Below are 18,316 nucleotides of genomic sequence, written 5' to 3' on the forward strand. Positions count from 1 at the left end.
GAGCGTGAGCGCGGGCCGATAACGGGTGAAAGGGGCGGGGGGGCGGGGTCGGCGCAGTTTACCCTGGGGGCCTGGTTTCTGGGGCTTGCGATCGGCCAGTTTTCCATAGGCCCGTTATCGGACCGGTTCGGGCGCAAGGGCCCGCTTCTGGCGGGGCTTGCCATTTTCGGTCTCGCATCCGCCGGATGCGCCCTGACACGGGATTTCAACCTGTTCTGCTTCTGGCGTTTTCTGGGGGCTTTGGGCGGTTCGGCCTCGGCGGTGGTGCCGCGCGCCATCGTGCGCGATGTGGCCACGGGCAAGAAAGGCGCGCATATCATGGCGCAGCTGACCCTTGTTTTCGGGGTCATGCCTATTCTCGCACCGTCCCTGGGCAGCGTGGTGCTGAAGTTCGGAAGCTGGCAGGGCATATTCTGGCTCGGGGCGGTCTATGCCGCCCTGGGTATTCTGGGCGTTGCGTTCATGCTGCCCGACACGCTGCTGCCCGAACGGCGGCTGCGCCTGCTTGCGGCTGAAATCCTGTCGCGTTACGCCACGATCATCCGGGAGCCGGTTTTTCTTTCCAATGCGCTGATTACGTCGTTTTCGACGTCCGTCATGTTCGCCTATCTGGCTGCGGCCCCCACCCTGTTCGAACAGACACTGCATTTTTCGCCCGGCGGGTTTGGTGCGTTTTTCGGGGTGAATGCCGCCATGTTCATTCTGGGCACGCAGATCAATGGCCGGCTGGTTCACCGCTTTCCCATGCCTGTCATTCTGCAGGTGGCCATTCTCTGGGCGTGTCTGATGGGCTGCGTGTTCGTGGCTCTGGCGCTGGCCGGGGTGGCGGGTGCGGCCCATCCGTGGCTGACCTGCTGCCTCGTCACCAGCACGACCGCGGCCCTTGGCTTTATCGGGCCTAATGGCACGGTGCTGTCTTTTTCACGCCATGGGCATCAGGCCGGCAGTGCGTCCGCCCTGCTGGGCACCATGCAGTTTACCCTGGGGTCTTTAGGCAGCGTGCTGGTGGGGGTCTTGCCCGGTGGCGGGGCCATTCCCACTGCGCTTGGCATGACAATCGGGGCTTTTGGCATGCTGGCGGGCAACCTGCTGCGCCGCCGTGCCACGGACCAGGCCGAACAGGACGGGTAATCCCGTTTTACTGCGAATTCCGGTCCTGGCTGGATGCATTGCCGGGCTTGCCGTAGGTGGCCTGCGTCTGCGGCGTAATGGTATGGCCGTTTTCCAGCCGGATGGGGCCGGCAGCCCCACCGGATTCGGGGGCCATGACTTCGTAACGGTCTTCGGGTTTGGGTGGTTTGCGGGGCTGACCCGGTTTGCGCCCGGCAAGCCGGTCCTGTTCGGCGGCCATGCGCTGCTGCTTTTCCACGTCCTTCTGGGCGGCCCTGGCTTCCGCCTCCGCCGCTTCGGGCAGGAAGCGGCCTGGGCGTTCGGGGGGCAGGTCGATATTGTCCCCCTCGATCGGGACGTGGCACGCCGCCAGCAGGGGCACCGTGACCAGAAGGCAGCCAAGCACCCTGCCGATCTTTTTTTCACAGGACATGCGCTGGGTCCACGGCACGGCGGGGGAAAAAGGCGTTCAGCCTTCGATGCGGCGGGCTTCGTCAGGCAGCATGACGGGAATGCCATCGCGGATGGGAAAGGCAAGACCGGCCTTCTCGCTCACCAGTTCGTTCGTGGCCGCGTTATAGACCAGCGGGCCTTTTGTCACGGGGCAGACCAGAACGGATAAAAGCCGCGCGTCGAGCGGTGCGGTATCGGTCATCAACTCAGTATCCCATAGAGGTTTCTCAAGACGGCGGGCCTTCGGGTTCCGGCCCGGCCATGTCCAGCAGGGTCTGCAACACCCGGACCCTGTCTGTCAGGCTTGCAGCATCCAGCAATGCCTGTTTTTCCGCCGGAGGGAAAGGACAGATCATGGGCAGCGTGACCAGAAGCATGCTGTCATCCATCTGTTCGATCAGAGACCAGCGCGCATCGAGCCCCCTTTTTTCGAAATACCGGCGCATGGAGGCCAGAAGCTGCGCGCGGTCGAACGGCTCGGACGGGATTTCGTTCAGGTCCCCCGTGAAGGACGACACATCGATCCGCGCCAGCCTGTAGCCACGCCGCAGCCCGGTTTCGCGCAGGAGCCGGAAGCGCGTCACCCCGGTCAGGGTCACGGCGTAGGTGCCGTCCGCGCGTTCGGTGAAGGAGGTGATACGCCCAAGTGTTCCAATGGTGTAAAGGGGCGGGGCCTTGTTGTCCTCGTCATCTTCCTCCCGCCAGCGGGGCTGGATCAGCCCGATCAGGCGGTTGCTGGCCAGCGCGTCCTCCATCAGGGCGATGTAGCGCGGTTCGAACACGTTCAGCGGCAACCGCCCGCGTGGCAGCAGCAGCACGCCGCTGAGCGGGAACAGACCGGCCTCGGGCGGCATGTCGGCCAGAGTCATATCCCCCACGCGCGGAATCTGGCGGGGGATATCATCATCCACAAAAGGCGGGAGGACGGAGGGCACGTTCAGGAAAACAGGATCGACGACAGGCGGCGGCGCGCGGTCAGGGTTGCCGGATCGTCATTCCCCCATGCTTCGAAAAAGCGCAGGAGCTGCTGGCGTGCGGCACCGTCCTTCCAGGCGCGGTCCACCTTGATGATGTGCAGCAACTCGGCTGCGGCTTCCTCGCGCAGGCCCGCGGCGTTCAGGGCGGTGGCCAGTTCGCACCGGGCTTCGAAATCCTCCGGGTTGGCGGCCAGCCGGGCCTTGATGCCTTCCATTTCCTCGGCGGCCTTGCGGCCTTCCTTTTTCAGTTCCAGGGCCGCGCGCGCACCGGCGACTTCCGGGGACTGGGCGATTTTTTCGGGCACGTCGGCCAGGGCCGCCGCCGCCGATTCCTCGTCATCCAGCGCCAGCATGGCACGGATCAGCCCGCCCCAGCCCTTGGGGTTTTCGGGCTCTTCCCCGATGACGGCGGAATAGAGTTCGGCGGCTTCACCCGCGCGGCCGTCCTCAAGGGCAAGGTCGGCGTCCTGCAGGCGTTCGGTGGCGGGCAGGGTGCCGCCGCCGCTGGTCTTGAGCAGCCCTTCGACAAATTTCTTGATCTCGCTTTCGGGCAGGGCACCCTGGAACAGGTCCAGAATCTGCCCTTTCCAGAACGCGGCCACCAGCGGAATGGACTGGAGCGGCAGCCCCACCTGCGCCAGCTGCGCTACCAGCGCCTGATTGGCTTCGATATCGATCTTGACCAGCCTGACCTTGCCACGCGCGGCATTGACCACTTTTTCCAGAACGGGGGTCAACTGCTTGCACGGACCGCACCATTCGGCCCAGAAATCCACCAGCACGGGTACCGTGCGGCTGGCTTCGAGAACATCCTGCATGAAGGTGGCCTGGCTGCCATCCGTAATCACGGGCGCACCGCCTGCGGCCCCACCCGGAGCCGCAGGCCCTGTTGCCGGTTGGCCGATAAGCTGTTCCATCAGGTCTTTTCCTCACTCTGCCATGCCGCGCCGCAGTCGTGGCGGGCGTGTGTGCCGTTTGCTGTCCTAGATGGTCAATCATAACGGCAAGTGCAATGGGAAGTCAGCCCTGTCGGCACAGGGATTTGTGGCCTGCATGGCTGGCGGGGTCCGTCAGGAGGGGCGGGCCGACAGGATAGCGCTTTGGCTCGGTCGCGACCCTGATGCTGATTATGCCTGAGACGGGGGCCTTAGTGACGTAACTCCCGTATAGAAGTCGTTATCAATGAGAGCGGGACGGACTCGCTTTGGGTTCTGCAGAAGAGAGCGTGTGTTCGGGCCGTCCGGGTTTTACAAACGGTAATGCAATGTAAACTGGCAGGCACAGTGCATAATAAAATGTGTAGCGGAAGACACCATTGATGGGAGCCGCCATGATAAAGGTCAGACTTGAGAAGATGGCAGGCAGAATACAGACCAATGAAGGGATTTGTTTTTTCAGTAAAAAAACAAATCCCAGAAAGACAGTTACTAAAAAACAGACGCCGCTGGGAAGATAAAAAGTATAATATGACAAATATGATCCAAATATATTTTTCAATTTTTCAGGTATCAGGGGCTCTTCGCTGACGGCATAGCCCGAGTTTACGTATCCTTTTTCGTTGGCTGTATAAATTTTCCTGTCATAGGCATGTACCATTTTGCTTTGACGGTCGATCCATGGCCTGACGGTCCAGTATCCATTTGTTTCATTATACCAGGCGACGATATAATCTTGAGGGTATTTTTTTAAAAGCACGAGCCAGGTTTTCAGGAAAGCTCCTTTGTTTTGATTGACGAAAGATCTGTTATAGGATGAATCCCACTTGATTGAATCGCTTACTGCAGGATTGTATTTCTGTTCAATTTTATCAATTGGCATCATTGTCTGGATAAATGTTTTTTCTTGCTCCGGTATGTCGCGATGCAGGAAAACGACTCTGGATATCTGCTGAATCGGCACAGCAACAGATTCTGTAAAATCTGACGCAATGAAAAAATTCGGGAGTGTGCCTATGATAAAAATACAGCACAGTACCGCGAAAGTTTTTGTCTTGAACCGGCTGAGTGCAAAGATGACAAGACTCATTAAAATGAAAATATAAAATCCATTGGTGCGGGCGAGACACATCGCAACCATAAGAAACGAGAAAATCATTGTTTCTTTTTTGTTATAAAAAACAAAGTGGCGTGTTGCTTGTGTGTATAATACAGGAATTAATAAAAGAAGAATAACCGCAAAAAGTCTATCTTTAATGGGTGATATGGCATAATCGATCACGATTGGCGTTGCAGAATAATATAAAATAAGCAGTAAAGAGTAGAATTTATTCAACTCTAACCGTGTTATCCAGACGATAACATGAGATATAGCCGCTGCTGTGATCAGCATTAAAATAAAAACAAGAAGACCCATTCCAAAAATAGGATGTCCCAAATAACGACCAAGTCGATAAAAGCTATTCAGTATTATGTTGTATAAAAATGGCTGATTAATCATTTCTGTTGATTTTATGGATGAATATATTTCATCCTGCAAACCAACGCCGGGAAAAAAGGTAAGGTAAAAAGGCATCAATACAATAAAAATAAAGAGCGTTATTTTTGTTGTATCTTTTCTAAAGACGGATTTTATCATTTTTTCTCAGCATTGTTTTGTGGTTGTTGTATTACAAAATACAATTATACGAATATTCGGTTTTTGAACCGTTGTTCTGGTATCATCAGGGGCGAGATGGGCCGTATCTGGAATTGACAAAATACTTGTTTTCCTTCAGCCGTAATTCAATAAAATTTCTGTATAAAAGACAGCAAGACCCTCTATCACACAGGTGCCATCAACTCCACCCAGACCCCCGTATAGGGCCGATTGTGTCGTATTGCCTGAATTACGATATGATTGCGGTGTGATGCGTTGTTCAGGTCGTTCCAGACAGTCTGGACCGGGCAATGTGCCGCGACATTCGATCTGTTCCCGCATATGGGCTGCCAGGACGGACTCTGGTTTGCGGCGGGGTGCTGTTTTCTATAGTGCGAGAGTAAATGCGCTGAGAGCGTCACTCGAAAGTCAGAGGCTGGTTGACGCGGGGTTTTTTCACCTGAACGGATGGGTTTTAGGGTGGTATTGCCGTGATGCACAGCTATGGGCGGGCCAGTCTCGGGATTTGTCTCAGGGGATGGGACTCCGGGAGTGTTTTTGGTTTGTTTCGCGCTTTTCAGGCGAGAATGACGAACAGGGCGAGCACCGCGGCAAGAAGTGCGACAAACACGGTCAGGAACGGCAACAGGCGGCTTTGCGGCAGGTCGGTCTCCTGCCGCATGGCGTGTTCGGCGCGGGCCCAGCGCAGATACGCCATGGCCGCAATCAGTGTCGCGCAGCAGAACAGCATCATGACCAGCGCCACTCGCATACGGGCAGAGCCAAGGGAGGCCGAAAACTGTTCCAGCGCCATGGCTCCCACGATCAGCCCCATGGCGGTTCTGATCCAGGCCAGGAACGTGCGTTCATTGGCCAGCGAAAAGCGGTAGTCGGGCCGTGTGCCGCTCTGCCACCATTTAAGCGGCTGCGGCCTGTGCGGGGGGCGTGGCATTGGTCCTGCGTTCAGCCTCTTATGCGCCGCGCGGGTAGCGCTTGGCATGTTCGAGAATGTTCAGGTCCATGTGGTTGCGCATGTAACTTTCGGCGGCGGGTTTCATGGGCTGGTAGTCCCACGGGTAATAGGCGCCCTGACGCAATGCGTCATAAACAAGGTGGCGCCGTGCCTGGCTGACACGGACTTCGGCATCGAAACGTGGCAGGTTCCAGCGTGCGTTCATGGTGGCCATCATGCGTAGCTTTATGTCCGCGCAGGCCGGATCGTCCGCCCGGTTGACACGTTCATGCGGGTCTTCTTCCACATTGGTCAGGATCGGTGGGTCAAGCTCGCACAGAACGAGTTTCCATGGTCCTTCCCGCAGGGCCACAAGCGGGGCGTAGGACCCTTCGGCCGCGTATTCCATGGGAACGGGCGCGCGTGTTCCCTGCCCGCGCGCGAGTGCGAGCAGGCCCTCCCCGTCCAGCCCGGGCAGCGGGTTCGCGGGTTCCAGCCCCGCGAGTTCGAGCAGCGTGGGCAGGACATCCAGCGTGGAAACCGGCGTGTCCACCCGTCCCGGCGTCAGGCCGGGGGCCGAGATCAGCAGCGGAATACGCGCCGACCCTTCGAAAAAGCTCATCTTGAACCACAGGCCGCGTTCGCCCAGCATGTCCCCATGATCGGACAGGAACAGAATGACGGTGTTTTCCATCATGTCCCCGCGTTCGAGAATGTCGAGCAGTTCGCCTATTTTTTCATCGACATAGGACAGGTTCGCAAAATAGGCGCGGCGTGCGCGGCGCACCTGCTCGGGGGTGACATCGCTTGCCGCGTAGTCGCTCGCCAGCATCAGGCGTTTTGAATGCGGGTCCTGCTGCTCGAACGGAATGGGGGGTACTACGGGGTCCAGTGCCGGGCAGTCTTCGTACAGGTCCCAGAACCGTTTGCGGGCCACGTAGGGGTCGTGCGGGTGGGTAAAGCTGACGGTCAGGCACCAGGGGCGGTCATCGGCCCGGCGGGAAAGATCGTACAGTTTGCTGGCTGCGTGGTAGGCTACGCCATCGTCGAATTCGAGCTGGTTGGTAATTTCCGCAACCCCGGCATCCGTCACGGAGCCGAGGTTATGGTACCACCAGTCTATCCGCTCGCCGGGTTTGGTGTAGTCGGGGGTCCAGCCAAAATCGGCTGGGTAGATATCGGTTGTCAGGCGCTCTTCAAACCCGTGGAGCTGGTCCGGGCCGACAAAATGCATCTTGCCCGACAGGGCCGTATAATATCCGCCCCGGCGCAGGTAGTGGGCAAACGTGGGAACAGCCGCCGCAAATTCCGCCGCGTTGTCGTATACTCCCGTGCCGCTGGGCAGCAGTCCGCACATGAGTGCCGCGCGGGAGGGAACGCAGAGCGGGCTTGGTGTATAGCAGTTGGAAAACCTGACTGAATTTTGAGAAATTTTCCTGATGTTGGGCGTGTGCAGAAAATCGGCCGGCCCGTCGGGGAACAGGGTGCCGTTCAGCTGGTCCGCGACCAGAATGAGAATATTCGGGCGGGTGGTGGTGGTCATTCCATGTGCCTTCACAAGAGGTATCGGTCGGAATTCTTTTTAAAAACCGGTTGTATTTACGGTATGCCCTGTCCGGTTCCGTGCCGGGCATGACCGAGAAAACAGCGCCTGGTCCGGCGGCATATCCTTACAGCCCCACCGCCGCTTTGACCGCGGGCAGGCCGGGTTTTCCGTCGAATGTGGTAACACCCGCAAGCCACGGGCCGAGTGCGTCGGGGTGTGCGTTCATCCAGGTTATGGCAGCAGCTTTCGGGTTTTTATGTGCATCCAGTATGGCGCCGATCAGGGCGTTTTCCATGGGCATGTCGAATTTCAGGTTCCTGAACAGTCTGGCCGCATTGGGGCACTGGGCAGCCCAGCCTGTGCGCGCAAGGGTGCGAACGGACCCGCCACCATGGTTGGGGCCGAAATAGGCATCGCCACCGGACAGGTAGGTAAGCGCGAATTTTTCATTCATGGGGTGCGGGCTCCAGGCCAGGAACACGATCCACTGCCCGCTGCGTTCCGCCCGGCGAACCTGTGCCAGCATGCCCTGTTCGCTGGATTCCACAAGGGTCCAGCCTTTCAGTGCGGATGACGGGGCCGCGATCATTTTTTCAATGGTGATGTTGGCGGGAGCCCCGGGTTCGATACCGTAAATCCGTTTTCCGAATTTATCGGCGTTGGCGGCAATGTCCCTGAAGTCTTTTACGCCGGCTTTGGCTACATAATCGGGAACGGCAAGGGTGAACTGCGTGCCGACAAGATTGGTGCCCAGCACCTCTATGGCGTTGATACGGTCAAGATCTTCGATGAATTTCTGCTGCGCGGGCATCCAGTTGCCCAGAAAGACATCGGTGTTCCTGTTTTTCAGTGTCTCGTACCCGATCATGACCGACAGCATCCGGACATTCTGGGTATAGCCCAGCGCATCGAGCAGAACACCGGCCACGGCGTTGGTTGCGGTAATATCGATCCATCCGGGGTCGGACATGTTCACGGTTTTGCAGGCCGGTGCGTCCTGTGCGGCGGCAGGTGCGACCATGGCCACGCAAAAGGCAAGGGCCAGGGCGGCAAAACCGGTTCGAATTGTAAACGAATACGTCATGGCACCCTCGTCTGAAAGAGAAAGAACGGACGGTCCTGCGCGCTGTCCGTCACCCTGCTCCGCGCATGATAAGATCATCAAACGCCTGGATGTGTGAAGCTATGGTGTTTTTATGACAGACATAAACTGACTTTATGGTGTGTCCGCTTCCGGCCAGGAAAACAGTCGTGACACCGGGCACATGTTCCGGGGCGGAGATGGTCTGAAAAATCGGAAATTTTTCTAAAAACAGGGCCAGAACAGTCAGTCCCGCTCGGCGGGGCGGGTACCATTGGCCGGGCATGGCGTTTATGCCTGCCGCCTGCATCGGGCATGGCGGCCATAAAGGCAGGCTTGGTCATACTCCTGCACAGGCGTGCTTACAGGCCATGCCGCCAGAGATCCAGCACATGCAATGTGGCGGCCAGGGCGACGGCGCAGGTCACGGTCAACTGGCGGGCGCGATCGGTCTGCGCGCACAGGTCTGTGGTCCTGTTCCAGCCCAGCCTGTCATTGCCGCACATAAACATGAACGCCGCAAGGAGGGACAGAACCAGCCCGGCGGCGATATCGGCCGTACTCATGCGGCGCAGGCCAAGACGCAGGAGCAGCAGGGCCACAAAAACAGTCAGAAAACTTGTCCGCGACCAGGCCAGTCCCGTTCGTTCCCGCTGAACGCCACGATCTTTCATGTCAGTGCCTTACGCCGTCCGGCTGGGGTAAAACGTTAAGGCCAGAGCGTAGACTGCGCGCGGGTCGGCGGGGAAGGGGGGCGTGCTCAAAAAATCACGACTGGAAGCCTCTGTATTCAAGATCTTCTGCCGTTCAGGCTGGCATGCGCGGGCGTCTGCCGTTTTATGCAGGCCCGCTGGTTGTCGCGAGAATCCAGTTGACGAGGTCGCGCGCCGGTTCGGAAATATGGGGCGCGGTCTGCAACCAGTAGCCGCTATCGGGGCGGCGGAGCGGCTCACCCAGTGCCACAAGAGTGCCGTCCGCCAGGGCGTCATCCACCAGGCCTTTCCAGCCCAGCGCTAAGCCGTGGCTGGCAATGGCGGCCTGAATGACCAGGGTGTAGGTGTTCAGTGTAATGTCGCGCGGGCTTGGGGTGCGGGTTATGCCGGTGGCTGCGAACCAGTCCGTCCAGGTAAACCATGGCGGGTTGGGGGCGGCGTCCAGGTGCAGCAGGGGCATGCGGCCGATTTTGTCGGGGTGTTGATCCAGATCGTGGCGCTGTACAAAACGGGGGCTTGCGACGGGAATGACATTTTCTTCAAAAAGCTGCCGTGCCCCTTTGGGAAAATCCGCGCGCGCGCCGAACAGCACCCCCACCTCCTCGATCTCGTCAGGGTATGGGGTTGTGGTGGTGGAAGCAATGATATGCACTTCCGTATCGGGGTGAAGCTGGCGGAACTGGGCGACGCGCGGCATCATCCAGCATGACGCAAAGCCATAATCGGTAAAAAGCCGAATGGCGGACTGGCGTTCCATACGGCGGATGACCCGTGCCCCGGAATCGATCTCGGATACGGCAACCCCCGCCGCGCGGTGCAGCAGCCGTCCTGCGGGGGATAGCACACTGCCCCGGTGCCCCCGTGTCAGCAGCGGGGTTTCAAGCTGTGTTTCGAGCGAGCGGACCGTGTAGCTGACAGACGGCTGCGACAGTCCGAGTTCACGCGCGGCCGCCGTCAGGCTGCCCAGACGCCCCACGGCCTCGAACACACGAACCCAGCCAAGGTCCAGGGGGCGTTCAGTCATAATCCCTCTTTATGCGACGCATGGGACATATGCCGGTATGGCGGTGCCAGGTATTTAAGAATGCTATGTCCCGGCCTGCAAGGCAAAAGACGGTTTGCGCGGGGCTTGCCCGAAAACACCGTGGCATGCGCTTTCATGCATTGCGCGATGGTGGGCACAGGCGGCATACTAGGGACAAAACAGGAACGGCGGCAGAGCGATTTATGGCACAGTCAGACATTTCAGGCCCGCAGGCCATTCGCGTACGCGGGGCCCGTGTTCACAATCTGAAAAATATCGATATCGATATCCCGCGTGACCGGCTGACGGTGGTGACCGGCCTGTCCGGGTCCGGCAAGTCCTCCCTCGCATTCGACACCATCTACGCCGAAGGCCAGCGCCGCTACGTGGAAAGCCTGTCCGCCTATGCCCGGCAGTTCCTGGAACTGATGGGTAAGCCGGACGTGGATTCGATCGAAGGCCTGTCCCCCGCCATTTCCATCGAGCAGAAAACCACGTCCAGGAACCCGCGTTCAACCGTGGGGACCGTTACCGAAATTTACGATTACATGCGCCTGCTCTGGGCGCGTGCGGGGGTGCCGTATTCCCCCGCCACCGGCCTGCCGATCGAGGCGCAGACCGTCACCCAGATGGTGGACCGTATTCTGGCCATGCCGGAGGGCACACGGCTTATGCTGCTGGCCCCGGTCATTCGCGACCGTAAAGGCGAATACCGCAAGGAACTGACCGAACTCCAGCGCAAGGGCTTTACCCGTGTCCGGGTGGACGGCGCATTGTATGACATAGGCGATGTACCCAGCCTGAACCGCAAGCTGCGCCACACGGTGGAAGTGGTGGTGGACCGGGTGGTGGTCAAACCCGGTCTGGAGGCCCGCCTGGCCGACAGTTTCGAAACCGCGCTGGGCCTGTCGGACGGTATTGTCTATGCCGAGGAAGTCCGCCGCGACGGGGATGAGGCCGAGGCCGACAAGCTGGTATTTTCCTCGCATTTTTCATGCCCTGTCAGCGGGTTTACGCTGGAGGAAATCGAACCGCGCCTGTTTTCGTTCAACGCGCCGCAGGGGGCCTGCCCGTCCTGCGACGGGCTGGGGGTCGAGACCTATTTCAACCCCGCTCTTGTCGTGCCGGACGAATCCCTTTCCCTGCGTAAAGGGGCCGTCGCACCATGGAAAGATGCCAAATCTCCGCTTCTGGAACAGACGCTGAACAGTCTTGCCGCCCATTTTGACATCGACATGGACACGCCCTGGCGCGACCTGCCGCAGGACGCGCGTGACGGTATTCTCAACGGTGTGGACGATAACGTCGTGTTCACCTATCGCGATGGCAAGAAAGCCTATGTGGTTACCAAACCGTTTGAAGGTGTGCTCAAAAGCCTGCAAAAGCGTCTGGCAACCACGGACAGCATGTGGGTGCGCGAGGAACTTTCGCGCTACCAGTCTGAAAAACCCTGCCATGTCTGTCATGGCGCACGCCTCCGCCCCGAAGCGCTGTCCGTGCGGGTTGCGGACAAAACCATTGCCCAGGCGTCTGACCTGCCAATAGGGCAGGCGCTGTCCTGGTTCGACACGGTTCTGCCGACCCTGACCCCCCAGCGCGCGGAAATTGCCCGCCGTATCCTGCGTGAAATCGGAGAACGCCTGAAATTCCTTGATGATGTCGGGCTCGACTACCTGACCCTGTCGCGCGGGTCGGCCACGCTGTCGGGGGGGGAAAGCCAGCGTATCCGCCTTGCCAGCCAGATCGGCTCGGGGCTGACGGGCGTTCTGTACGTATTGGACGAACCCTCCATCGGGCTGCACCAGCGCGATAACGAGCGCCTTCTGGGCACGTTGCAGCGGCTGAAAAACCTGGGCAATACACTCATTGTTGTCGAACACGATGAAGATGCCATCCGGGCCGCGGACTGGCTGGTGGATATGGGGCCGGGGGCCGGGATCGGTGGCGGGCAGGTTATTGCCGTGGGCACGCCAGAACAGGTGGCAAAGGTGCCCGAAAGCCTGACAGGGGCTTACCTGTCCGGGCGCAGGCGGATCGACGTTCCCAAAACCCGCCGCAAGATCGACAAGAAACGCATTGTCACGCTCGAAGGGGCAAGCGGGCACAACCTGCAGGATGTGACCGCGCGTTTTCCGCTGGGTACGTTTACCTGCGTGACCGGGGTTTCGGGCAGCGGCAAGTCCACGCTGGTGCTGGACACGCTGTACCGCGCCCTGTCACGGCAGTTGATGGGATCGGGGGAAACGCCCGAACCCTATCGCCGGATCAAAGGTGTGGAACTGCTCGACAAGATTATCGATATCGACCAGTCCCCCATCGGGCGTACGCCGCGTTCAAACCCCGCCACCTATACCGACCTGTTCACCCCCATAAGGGACTGGTTCGCCGAACTGCCCGAAAGCAAGGCGCGCGGCTACAAGGCGGGTCGTTTTTCCTTCAACGTCAAGGGGGGGCGGTGCGAGGCCTGTCAGGGCGATGGCGTGCTCAAGATCGAGATGCACTTCCTGCCCGACGTGTTCGTGACCTGCGACGCCTGCAAGGGTGCCCGCTACAACCGCGAGACGCTGGATATCCGCTTCCGGGGCAAGACCATAGCCGATGTGCTGGCCATGAGCGTGGATGAGGCCTATCCCCTGTTTTCCGCCCAGACCCGTATTCGCGACCGGCTTGGGGTGTTGCAGAAAGTGGGGCTCGGTTACGTCACGCTTGGCCAGCAGGCCACCACCCTGTCAGGGGGGGAGGCCCAGCGCGTGAAACTGTCCAAGGAACTGGCGCGCCGTGCAACGGGTCGCACGCTGTATATTCTGGATGAACCCACAACCGGCCTGCATACCGAAGACGTGCGCAAACTGCTGGAAGTCCTGCATGCGCTGGTCGACCAAGGCAATACGGTGGTTGTTATCGAACATAATCTGGAAGTTATCAAAACCGCCGACTGGATCATCGATGTCGGACCCGAAGGGGGCAGCGGGGGTGGCCGGATCGTGGCCGAAGGTACGCCCGAGGACATTGCTGCCTGTCAACAGAGCCATACCGGGCGTTTCCTGGCTCCTCTTCTGGCCCCTCTCCGGGCGTAGGCGATCATGCTGAACAGGAAATATCCTGCCATGGCACTGGCCTGTCTGGCGGTCTGCGCGGTCCGTGGCGCGCATGCGCAGACATCCTGCCCCGCGCCGCAGGGCGTTGCGTTCGAACAGCAGAGCTGGACCGAAATCCAGCGCGACATAGGCTGCGGTTTTACGACGATCATCATCCCCGTGGGCGGTACGGAACAGAGTGGACCGTATATCGCGGTGGGCAAGCACAATGCGCGGGTGCAGGCCCTGGCGGACGAGATCGCGCGCAGGGCAGGCCATACGCTGGTGGCCCCGGTTGTGGCTTACGTGCCCGAGGGCTCGGTTTCGCCCCGTACGTCGCATATGCGCTTTCCCGGCACGATCAGTATCCCCACGGATGTTTTTGAAAAACTCGTTGCATCCGCCGCCGACAGTTTTCGCGTGCAGGGGTTCCGCCTTGTGGTACTGCTGGGCGACCATGGCGGGTATCAGGCCGCGTTGCGCAAGGTGGCGGACACGCTCAACGCCGCATGGCGCAGGAGCGGTGCCCGGGTCCTGTATGTGCCGGAGTATTACGACGTCGTTCCCCACCAGTACGCGGACTGGCTGCGGCAGAAAGGATATGGCGCGGATGTCGGCAAACATGCCGATCTGAGCGATACCTCCCTCATGCTGGCGGTGGACCCCGACATGGTGCGTGAACAGGCCCTGCGTCAGGCCCCGCCGCCTACGCCCGCACAGGGTATTTACGGCGGCGACCCCCGGCGGGCCACGGCGGCGCTGGGCCGTGTCGGGCTGGACATGCAGGTCAGCGCGGCTCTGGCGGCCATCGAACGGGCCCGCGCGCCGTAGGGCTGCCATGCGGGTAGCGTTGCGCGTTACCGGGGCCTGCGCCCCCCCTTGCAGATGCGTGCCGTGCCCGTCCCGCGCGGGTCGGGGCGTGGGTGCGCGTGCGATAGACGTTGCCAGCGCCCCATGCTAGAGACGGCGGGATTTTCCGCAAGGTTTTCCAGCGTTAGGCCAACAGGCGCAAAGGTTCAGGATTATGGGTGTAAAGCAGTATCTGGTGGCTGCGACCGCTATCGCCGCTCTCGCGGTCGGCACCGTGCAGGGCAATGCCCAGACGGCGGCACCCGCGACGGCCGTGCAGACCATTCCTGGCATGCCGCCGGTCATGGACCCGCAGAACCTGTACAGCGAAACATCGGCCGCTCATCTGTCCCCCGTCGTGGCGGATGACCCGGCGCGTGTGTATGTGCCGAACCTGCGTTCGAATGACGTGTATGTGATCGATCCTGCCACCAACAAGGTGGTGGACCGTTTCCCGGTCGGCAAAAGCCCGCAGCATGTCGTGCCGTCATGGGATCTGCGCACATTGTGGGTCACGAACAACGCCGAAGGCCGGACCGATGGCAGCCTGACCCCGATCGATGTCCACACCGGCAAGCCCGGTGAACCCGTGGCGGTGGACGATCCGTACAACATGTATTTCACCCCCGACGGCAAGTCCGCCATTGTGGTGGCCGAAGCCCGCAAGCGCCTCGACTTTCGCGACCCGCACACCATGGCCCTGCAACAGTCGGTGGATGTGCCGGACTGCGCCGGCGTGAACCATGCCGATTTTTCCATAGACGGTCGCTATGCGATCTTCACCTGTGAATTCGGCGGCCATCTGGTCAAGGTCGATACCGTCAACCACAAGGTGCTGGGCTATCTCAAGCTGTCGTCGGGCGGCATGCCGCAGGATATCCTGATTTCTCCCAATGGCAGGACATTCTACATTGCCGACATGATGGCCGATGGCGTGTTCACCGTGGACGGCGACCGTTTTGTCGAAACCGGGTTCATTCCCACCGGTGTGGGCGCGCATGGCCTGTATCCCAGCCGGGACGCCACTAAAATGTATGTGGCCAATCGCGGTTCGCACAAGGTCCATGGCAAGCCGCACAGCAAGAGCGGCGGCGTGTCGGTGATCGACTTCGCCACCAACAGGGTGGTGGCCGACTGGCCCATTTCCGGTGGCGGCAGCCCCGACATGGGCAATGTGAGTGCTGACGGCAAAAGCCTGTGGCTGTCAGGCCGGTTCGATGATGTGGTCTACCGGATCGACACGGCGGATGGCAGCATGATCAAGATCCCCGTCGGGGCCGAACCCCATGGCCTGACCGTCTGGCCCCAGCCGGGCCGTTATTCCATCGGCCATACGGGCATTCTGCGCTAGGCCGCGACTGCCATGCCCCGGTTGCCCTTCGGGTCGCCGGGGTATGGCTGCCCTGCGTCCGGCAGGGGCTGCGGGCCAGCCTAGCAACCGCAAGGCGGCTTGCGGTCTGACGGTGTAAACCGGGGGACCGGTGGGCAAGAATTTTTGATACCGGACTTGTCTTGTCCGTATTCCGGTGCCAACTGGAAGACAGCGCCAACTGACATAGTCTTGCGAACGGACCCCCCGATATGTTCATAGAAACCGAAGGCACCCCCAACCCCGCGACACTCAAGTTCCTGCCCGGCCGCGCCGTCATGGGCGATGCGGGCACGATCGATTTTATCGATGCGGATGCCGTGTCCGGGCGTTCCGCGCTGGCCGATGCGCTGTTTGCAATTCCCGGCGTGTCGCGCGTGTTTCTGGGCAATGACTTTGTGTCCGTCACCAAGGCGGACACGACCGAATGGGACGACCTGCGCGGGCAGGTACTGTCCACCCTGATGGACCATTTCGTGGCCGGTCGCCCGGTTGTGGCCGAGGGCGTGGGTGTGACGGAAGAGGCCATCGCCCCCGAGGATGCGGAAATTGTCGTCCAGATCAAGGACCTGCTGGACACGCGCGTACGCCCGGCCGTGGCGGGGGACGGTGGCGATATCGTTTTTCGCGGTTATCGCAACGGTGTCGTGCGCCTGACCATGCAGGGGGCGTGTTCGGGCTGCCCGTCCTCGCGTGCGACGCTCAAGCACGGGGTGGAAAACATGCTGCGCCATTATGTGCCCGAAGTGGTATCCGTCGAGCAGGTGGACTAGACTTCGGCACGACACCCTCTGTCGGCCAGACCGGGTGGTGGTACAGACCTGCCGCCCGGGGGCCGGAGCGCGGCCATGACAGGCCGGTTTGTCAGGCAGGTTCGCCAGGCCGGTTACGACAGATGGGGCACGACAGATCGACCGCGACAGACCGGGCATGACAGTACCGGCGACGACACCCGGCCATTGCCGGACAGGCACAGGACAACGGAGCAGACATGGTGGATGAGAGCGGGCTTGATGGCATGTTCAGAACGGCGCGCACGCCCCGGCGCTGGACAACCCGCCCGGTCGAACCCCACCTCTTGCGCCAGCTTTACGACCTGACCTGCCTGGGGCCGACCTCGGGCAATTGCAGCCCGGCGCGTTTTGTCTTCCTGACCGGTTCGGCGGCGCGCGAAAAGCTGCGGCCCGCCCTGTCGGCGGGGAACGTCAATCCGGTCATGGGGGCGCCACTTATCGTGATCGTGGCGCACGACCCTCTGTTTTTCGAACAGCTTCCCTTTCTGTCTCCGGGCGAGGACCTGCGGCCGTGGTTTGCGGCGGATGTCGGCCTGTCGGAGGAAACGGCGTTCCGCAACGGCACCCTGCAGGGGGCTTACATGATCATGGCCGCCCGTGCTCTGGGGCTGGACGTTCTGCCCATTTCGGGTTTCGACCAGTCTGCGGTCGAAGAGGCTTTCATGGCGGAATCCGGCTGGCGCGCCAATTTCCTGCTCTGCCTTGGCTATGGCGATCTGGGCAGCCTGCCGCCCCGCGCCCCGCGCCTTGCGTTCGAGCAGGCCTGCGTTGTGGTGGACTGAATGTCCTCAAACGCGGCTTTACGTGCTGACAGCCTGCCCCGGCGTATTCTGGTTCTCGATGGCAGCCCGGCGGGGGAAAACGCCTGTGGCATGGCCGCGTGCCTGAGTCATGACGGCCAGACCCTGACCCTGTCCGCCCAGCGGGTGGAGGCAGGCCGTCAGGCAGCGGAAGGCATAGCCCTGATCGCGGCGGATGTTCTTGCGCAGGCAGGCTGGCGTTCATCCGGCCTGCGTCATGCAGATTCACAGCCAGACCCCGTGGGAGGCGGTGCGCAGCCCGCCACCACGCACGGCATGACGCCATCGGCCCCGGTGCGCGGCAACGCCGTGCCCGAGGCAGGCCACGTGCCACAGCGCGTGTCGGCCGAGGTATCGCCACGTACGGGCGATACGCGGCCTGCGGGGGAACCCGACTGCGTGGCGGTGGTGGTTGGGCCGGGGTCCTTTACCGGGCTGCGGGCGTCCTGCGCTGTGGCGGCGGGGTATGCGCTGGGTGCCGGTGCGCGGCTGGTGGGGGTCACGCGGGGCGAGGCCCTGGCCCCCGCGCTGGAGGCCGAACTGGCCCGCCATAACGGGTCTGTCAGGTGCCGGGAAAACGTGCCGGCTACCGGTGCGGAGGGTGCGGGCCGGCAGGTGCCGGCAGGTGGGGCGCTGGACGGCTGGCTGGTTGTGACCGCCGCCCGCCGGGGCCGTGTGTTTGTAGAAGACCGGTCCGGCGTGCATGCCGTGGCTGAAGGGCAGGTACCCACGGTTTTGCAGGGCCGCCGCTGGCTGGTCGCGGGGGAGGCCCGCGCGGCATTGCCTCTGCCCGGTTCCGTGTTCAGCCCGCTCGAACACCCCACGGCCGAGCAGATTGCCCGTGCAGCCTGCAAACGGCTGGCAGGCGGCCTGCCCGCGCGTGATGCCCTGCCCCTGTATGTCGACCCGCCCGATGCCAAGCTGCCTGCCGACGGGCTGCGGGCCACACCGGTATGACAGTGCATTTGCCCCCGTTGCGGGCGCGGGCCTGACAGGC

17 protein-coding genes are annotated in these 18,316 nt (G+C 61.0%); 7 read left to right on the forward strand and 10 right to left on the reverse strand.

Going from position 1 to position 18,316, the window contains the following annotated elements; translation table 11 throughout:
* The coding region (locus ABF990_RS10185; protein ID WP_415506599.1) for a multidrug effflux MFS transporter at positions 1 to 1,131 on the forward strand (1,131 nt) is incomplete at its 5' end.
* 7 nt (positions 1,132 to 1,138) lie between these two features.
* On the opposite strand, the gene ABF990_RS10190 is transcribed toward ABF990_RS10185, so the two are convergent.
* The 10 genes from ABF990_RS10190 to ABF990_RS10235 all read right to left on the reverse strand — a co-directional run bounded on the left by ABF990_RS10190 (position 1,139) and on the right by ABF990_RS10235 (position 10,430).
* Positions 1,139 to 1,543, reverse strand: coding sequence for a hypothetical protein (locus tag ABF990_RS10190; RefSeq protein WP_415500629.1), 405 nt, complete (start codon positions 1,541 to 1,543; stop codon positions 1,139 to 1,141).
* 36 nt (positions 1,544 to 1,579) lie between these two features.
* A complete protein-coding gene (locus ABF990_RS10195) occupies positions 1,580 to 1,765 on the reverse strand; it encodes a Trm112 family protein (RefSeq protein ID WP_207845182.1) in 186 nt (61 codons plus the stop codon).
* 25 nt (positions 1,766 to 1,790) lie between these two features.
* On the reverse strand, positions 1,791 to 2,432 hold the full coding sequence (locus ABF990_RS10200) for an LON peptidase substrate-binding domain-containing protein (RefSeq protein WP_415491137.1): 642 nt from the start codon (positions 2,430 to 2,432) through the stop codon (positions 1,791 to 1,793).
* A gap of 68 nt (positions 2,433 to 2,500) precedes the next feature.
* Positions 2,501 to 3,457, reverse strand: coding sequence for a tetratricopeptide repeat protein (locus ABF990_RS10205; protein ID WP_415491095.1), 957 nt, complete (start codon positions 3,455 to 3,457; stop codon positions 2,501 to 2,503).
* 262 nt (positions 3,458 to 3,719) lie between these two features.
* A complete protein-coding gene (locus ABF990_RS10210) occupies positions 3,720 to 5,114 on the reverse strand; it encodes a DUF6020 family protein (RefSeq protein ID WP_415500628.1) in 1,395 nt (464 codons plus the stop codon).
* A 577-nt stretch (positions 5,115 to 5,691) separates the two neighbouring features.
* Positions 5,692 to 6,066, reverse strand: coding sequence for a YidH family protein (locus tag ABF990_RS10215; RefSeq protein ID WP_415491093.1), 375 nt, complete (start codon positions 6,064 to 6,066; stop codon positions 5,692 to 5,694).
* Between the two features lie 19 nt (positions 6,067 to 6,085).
* Positions 6,086 to 7,609 carry a choline-sulfatase gene (gene betC / locus ABF990_RS10220; protein ID WP_415491092.1) on the reverse strand — a complete coding sequence of 508 codons (1,524 nt, stop codon included), beginning with the start codon at positions 7,607 to 7,609 and terminating at the stop codon, positions 6,086 to 6,088.
* 127 nt (positions 7,610 to 7,736) lie between these two features.
* Positions 7,737 to 8,696: a choline ABC transporter substrate-binding protein gene (gene choX, locus ABF990_RS10225; protein ID WP_415491091.1), complete on the reverse strand. Its 960-nt coding sequence runs from the start codon at positions 8,694 to 8,696 to the stop codon at positions 7,737 to 7,739.
* A gap of 359 nt (positions 8,697 to 9,055) precedes the next feature.
* Positions 9,056 to 9,367: a DUF202 domain-containing protein gene (locus ABF990_RS10230; RefSeq protein WP_415491090.1), complete on the reverse strand. Its 312-nt coding sequence runs from the start codon at positions 9,365 to 9,367 to the stop codon at positions 9,056 to 9,058.
* 163 nt (positions 9,368 to 9,530) lie between these two features.
* The gene (locus ABF990_RS10235; protein ID WP_415500627.1) at positions 9,531 to 10,430 is read right to left on the reverse strand and encodes a LysR substrate-binding domain-containing protein; all 900 of its coding nucleotides are present in this window, start codon (positions 10,428 to 10,430) and stop codon (positions 9,531 to 9,533) included.
* 203 nt (positions 10,431 to 10,633) lie between these two features.
* On the opposite strand from ABF990_RS10235, the gene uvrA reads away from it, so the two are divergent.
* The 6 genes from uvrA (at position 10,634) to ABF990_RS10265 (ending at position 18,276) form a co-directional block, all read left to right on the forward strand.
* Positions 10,634 to 13,507, forward strand: coding sequence for an excinuclease ABC subunit UvrA (gene uvrA, locus ABF990_RS10240; protein WP_415500626.1), 2,874 nt, complete (start codon positions 10,634 to 10,636; stop codon positions 13,505 to 13,507).
* A gap of 9 nt (positions 13,508 to 13,516) precedes the next feature.
* The gene (locus ABF990_RS10245) at positions 13,517 to 14,338 is read left to right on the forward strand and encodes a creatininase family protein (protein ID WP_415491136.1); all 822 of its coding nucleotides are present in this window, start codon (positions 13,517 to 13,519) and stop codon (positions 14,336 to 14,338) included.
* Positions 14,339 to 14,531: 193 nt separating this feature from the next.
* A complete protein-coding gene (locus ABF990_RS10250; RefSeq protein WP_415500625.1) occupies positions 14,532 to 15,707 on the forward strand; it encodes a hypothetical protein in 1,176 nt (391 codons plus the stop codon).
* Positions 15,708 to 15,937: 230 nt separating this feature from the next.
* The gene (locus ABF990_RS10255) at positions 15,938 to 16,498 is read left to right on the forward strand and encodes a NifU family protein (protein ID WP_415500624.1); all 561 of its coding nucleotides are present in this window, start codon (positions 15,938 to 15,940) and stop codon (positions 16,496 to 16,498) included.
* A 218-nt stretch (positions 16,499 to 16,716) separates the two neighbouring features.
* Complete coding sequence (locus tag ABF990_RS10260) at positions 16,717 to 17,301, forward strand: malonic semialdehyde reductase (RefSeq protein WP_415491085.1); 585 nt, start codon at positions 16,717 to 16,719, stop codon at positions 17,299 to 17,301.
* Positions 17,302 to 18,276, forward strand: coding sequence for a hypothetical protein (locus ABF990_RS10265; protein ID WP_415500623.1), 975 nt, complete (start codon positions 17,302 to 17,304; stop codon positions 18,274 to 18,276). It begins immediately after the preceding gene.
* Positions 18,277 to 18,316 lie beyond the last annotated feature (40 nt).

It is taken from the genome of Acetobacter sp. (genome assembly GCF_047723915.1).
Taxonomy (GTDB): domain Bacteria; phylum Pseudomonadota; class Alphaproteobacteria; order Acetobacterales; family Acetobacteraceae; genus Acetobacter.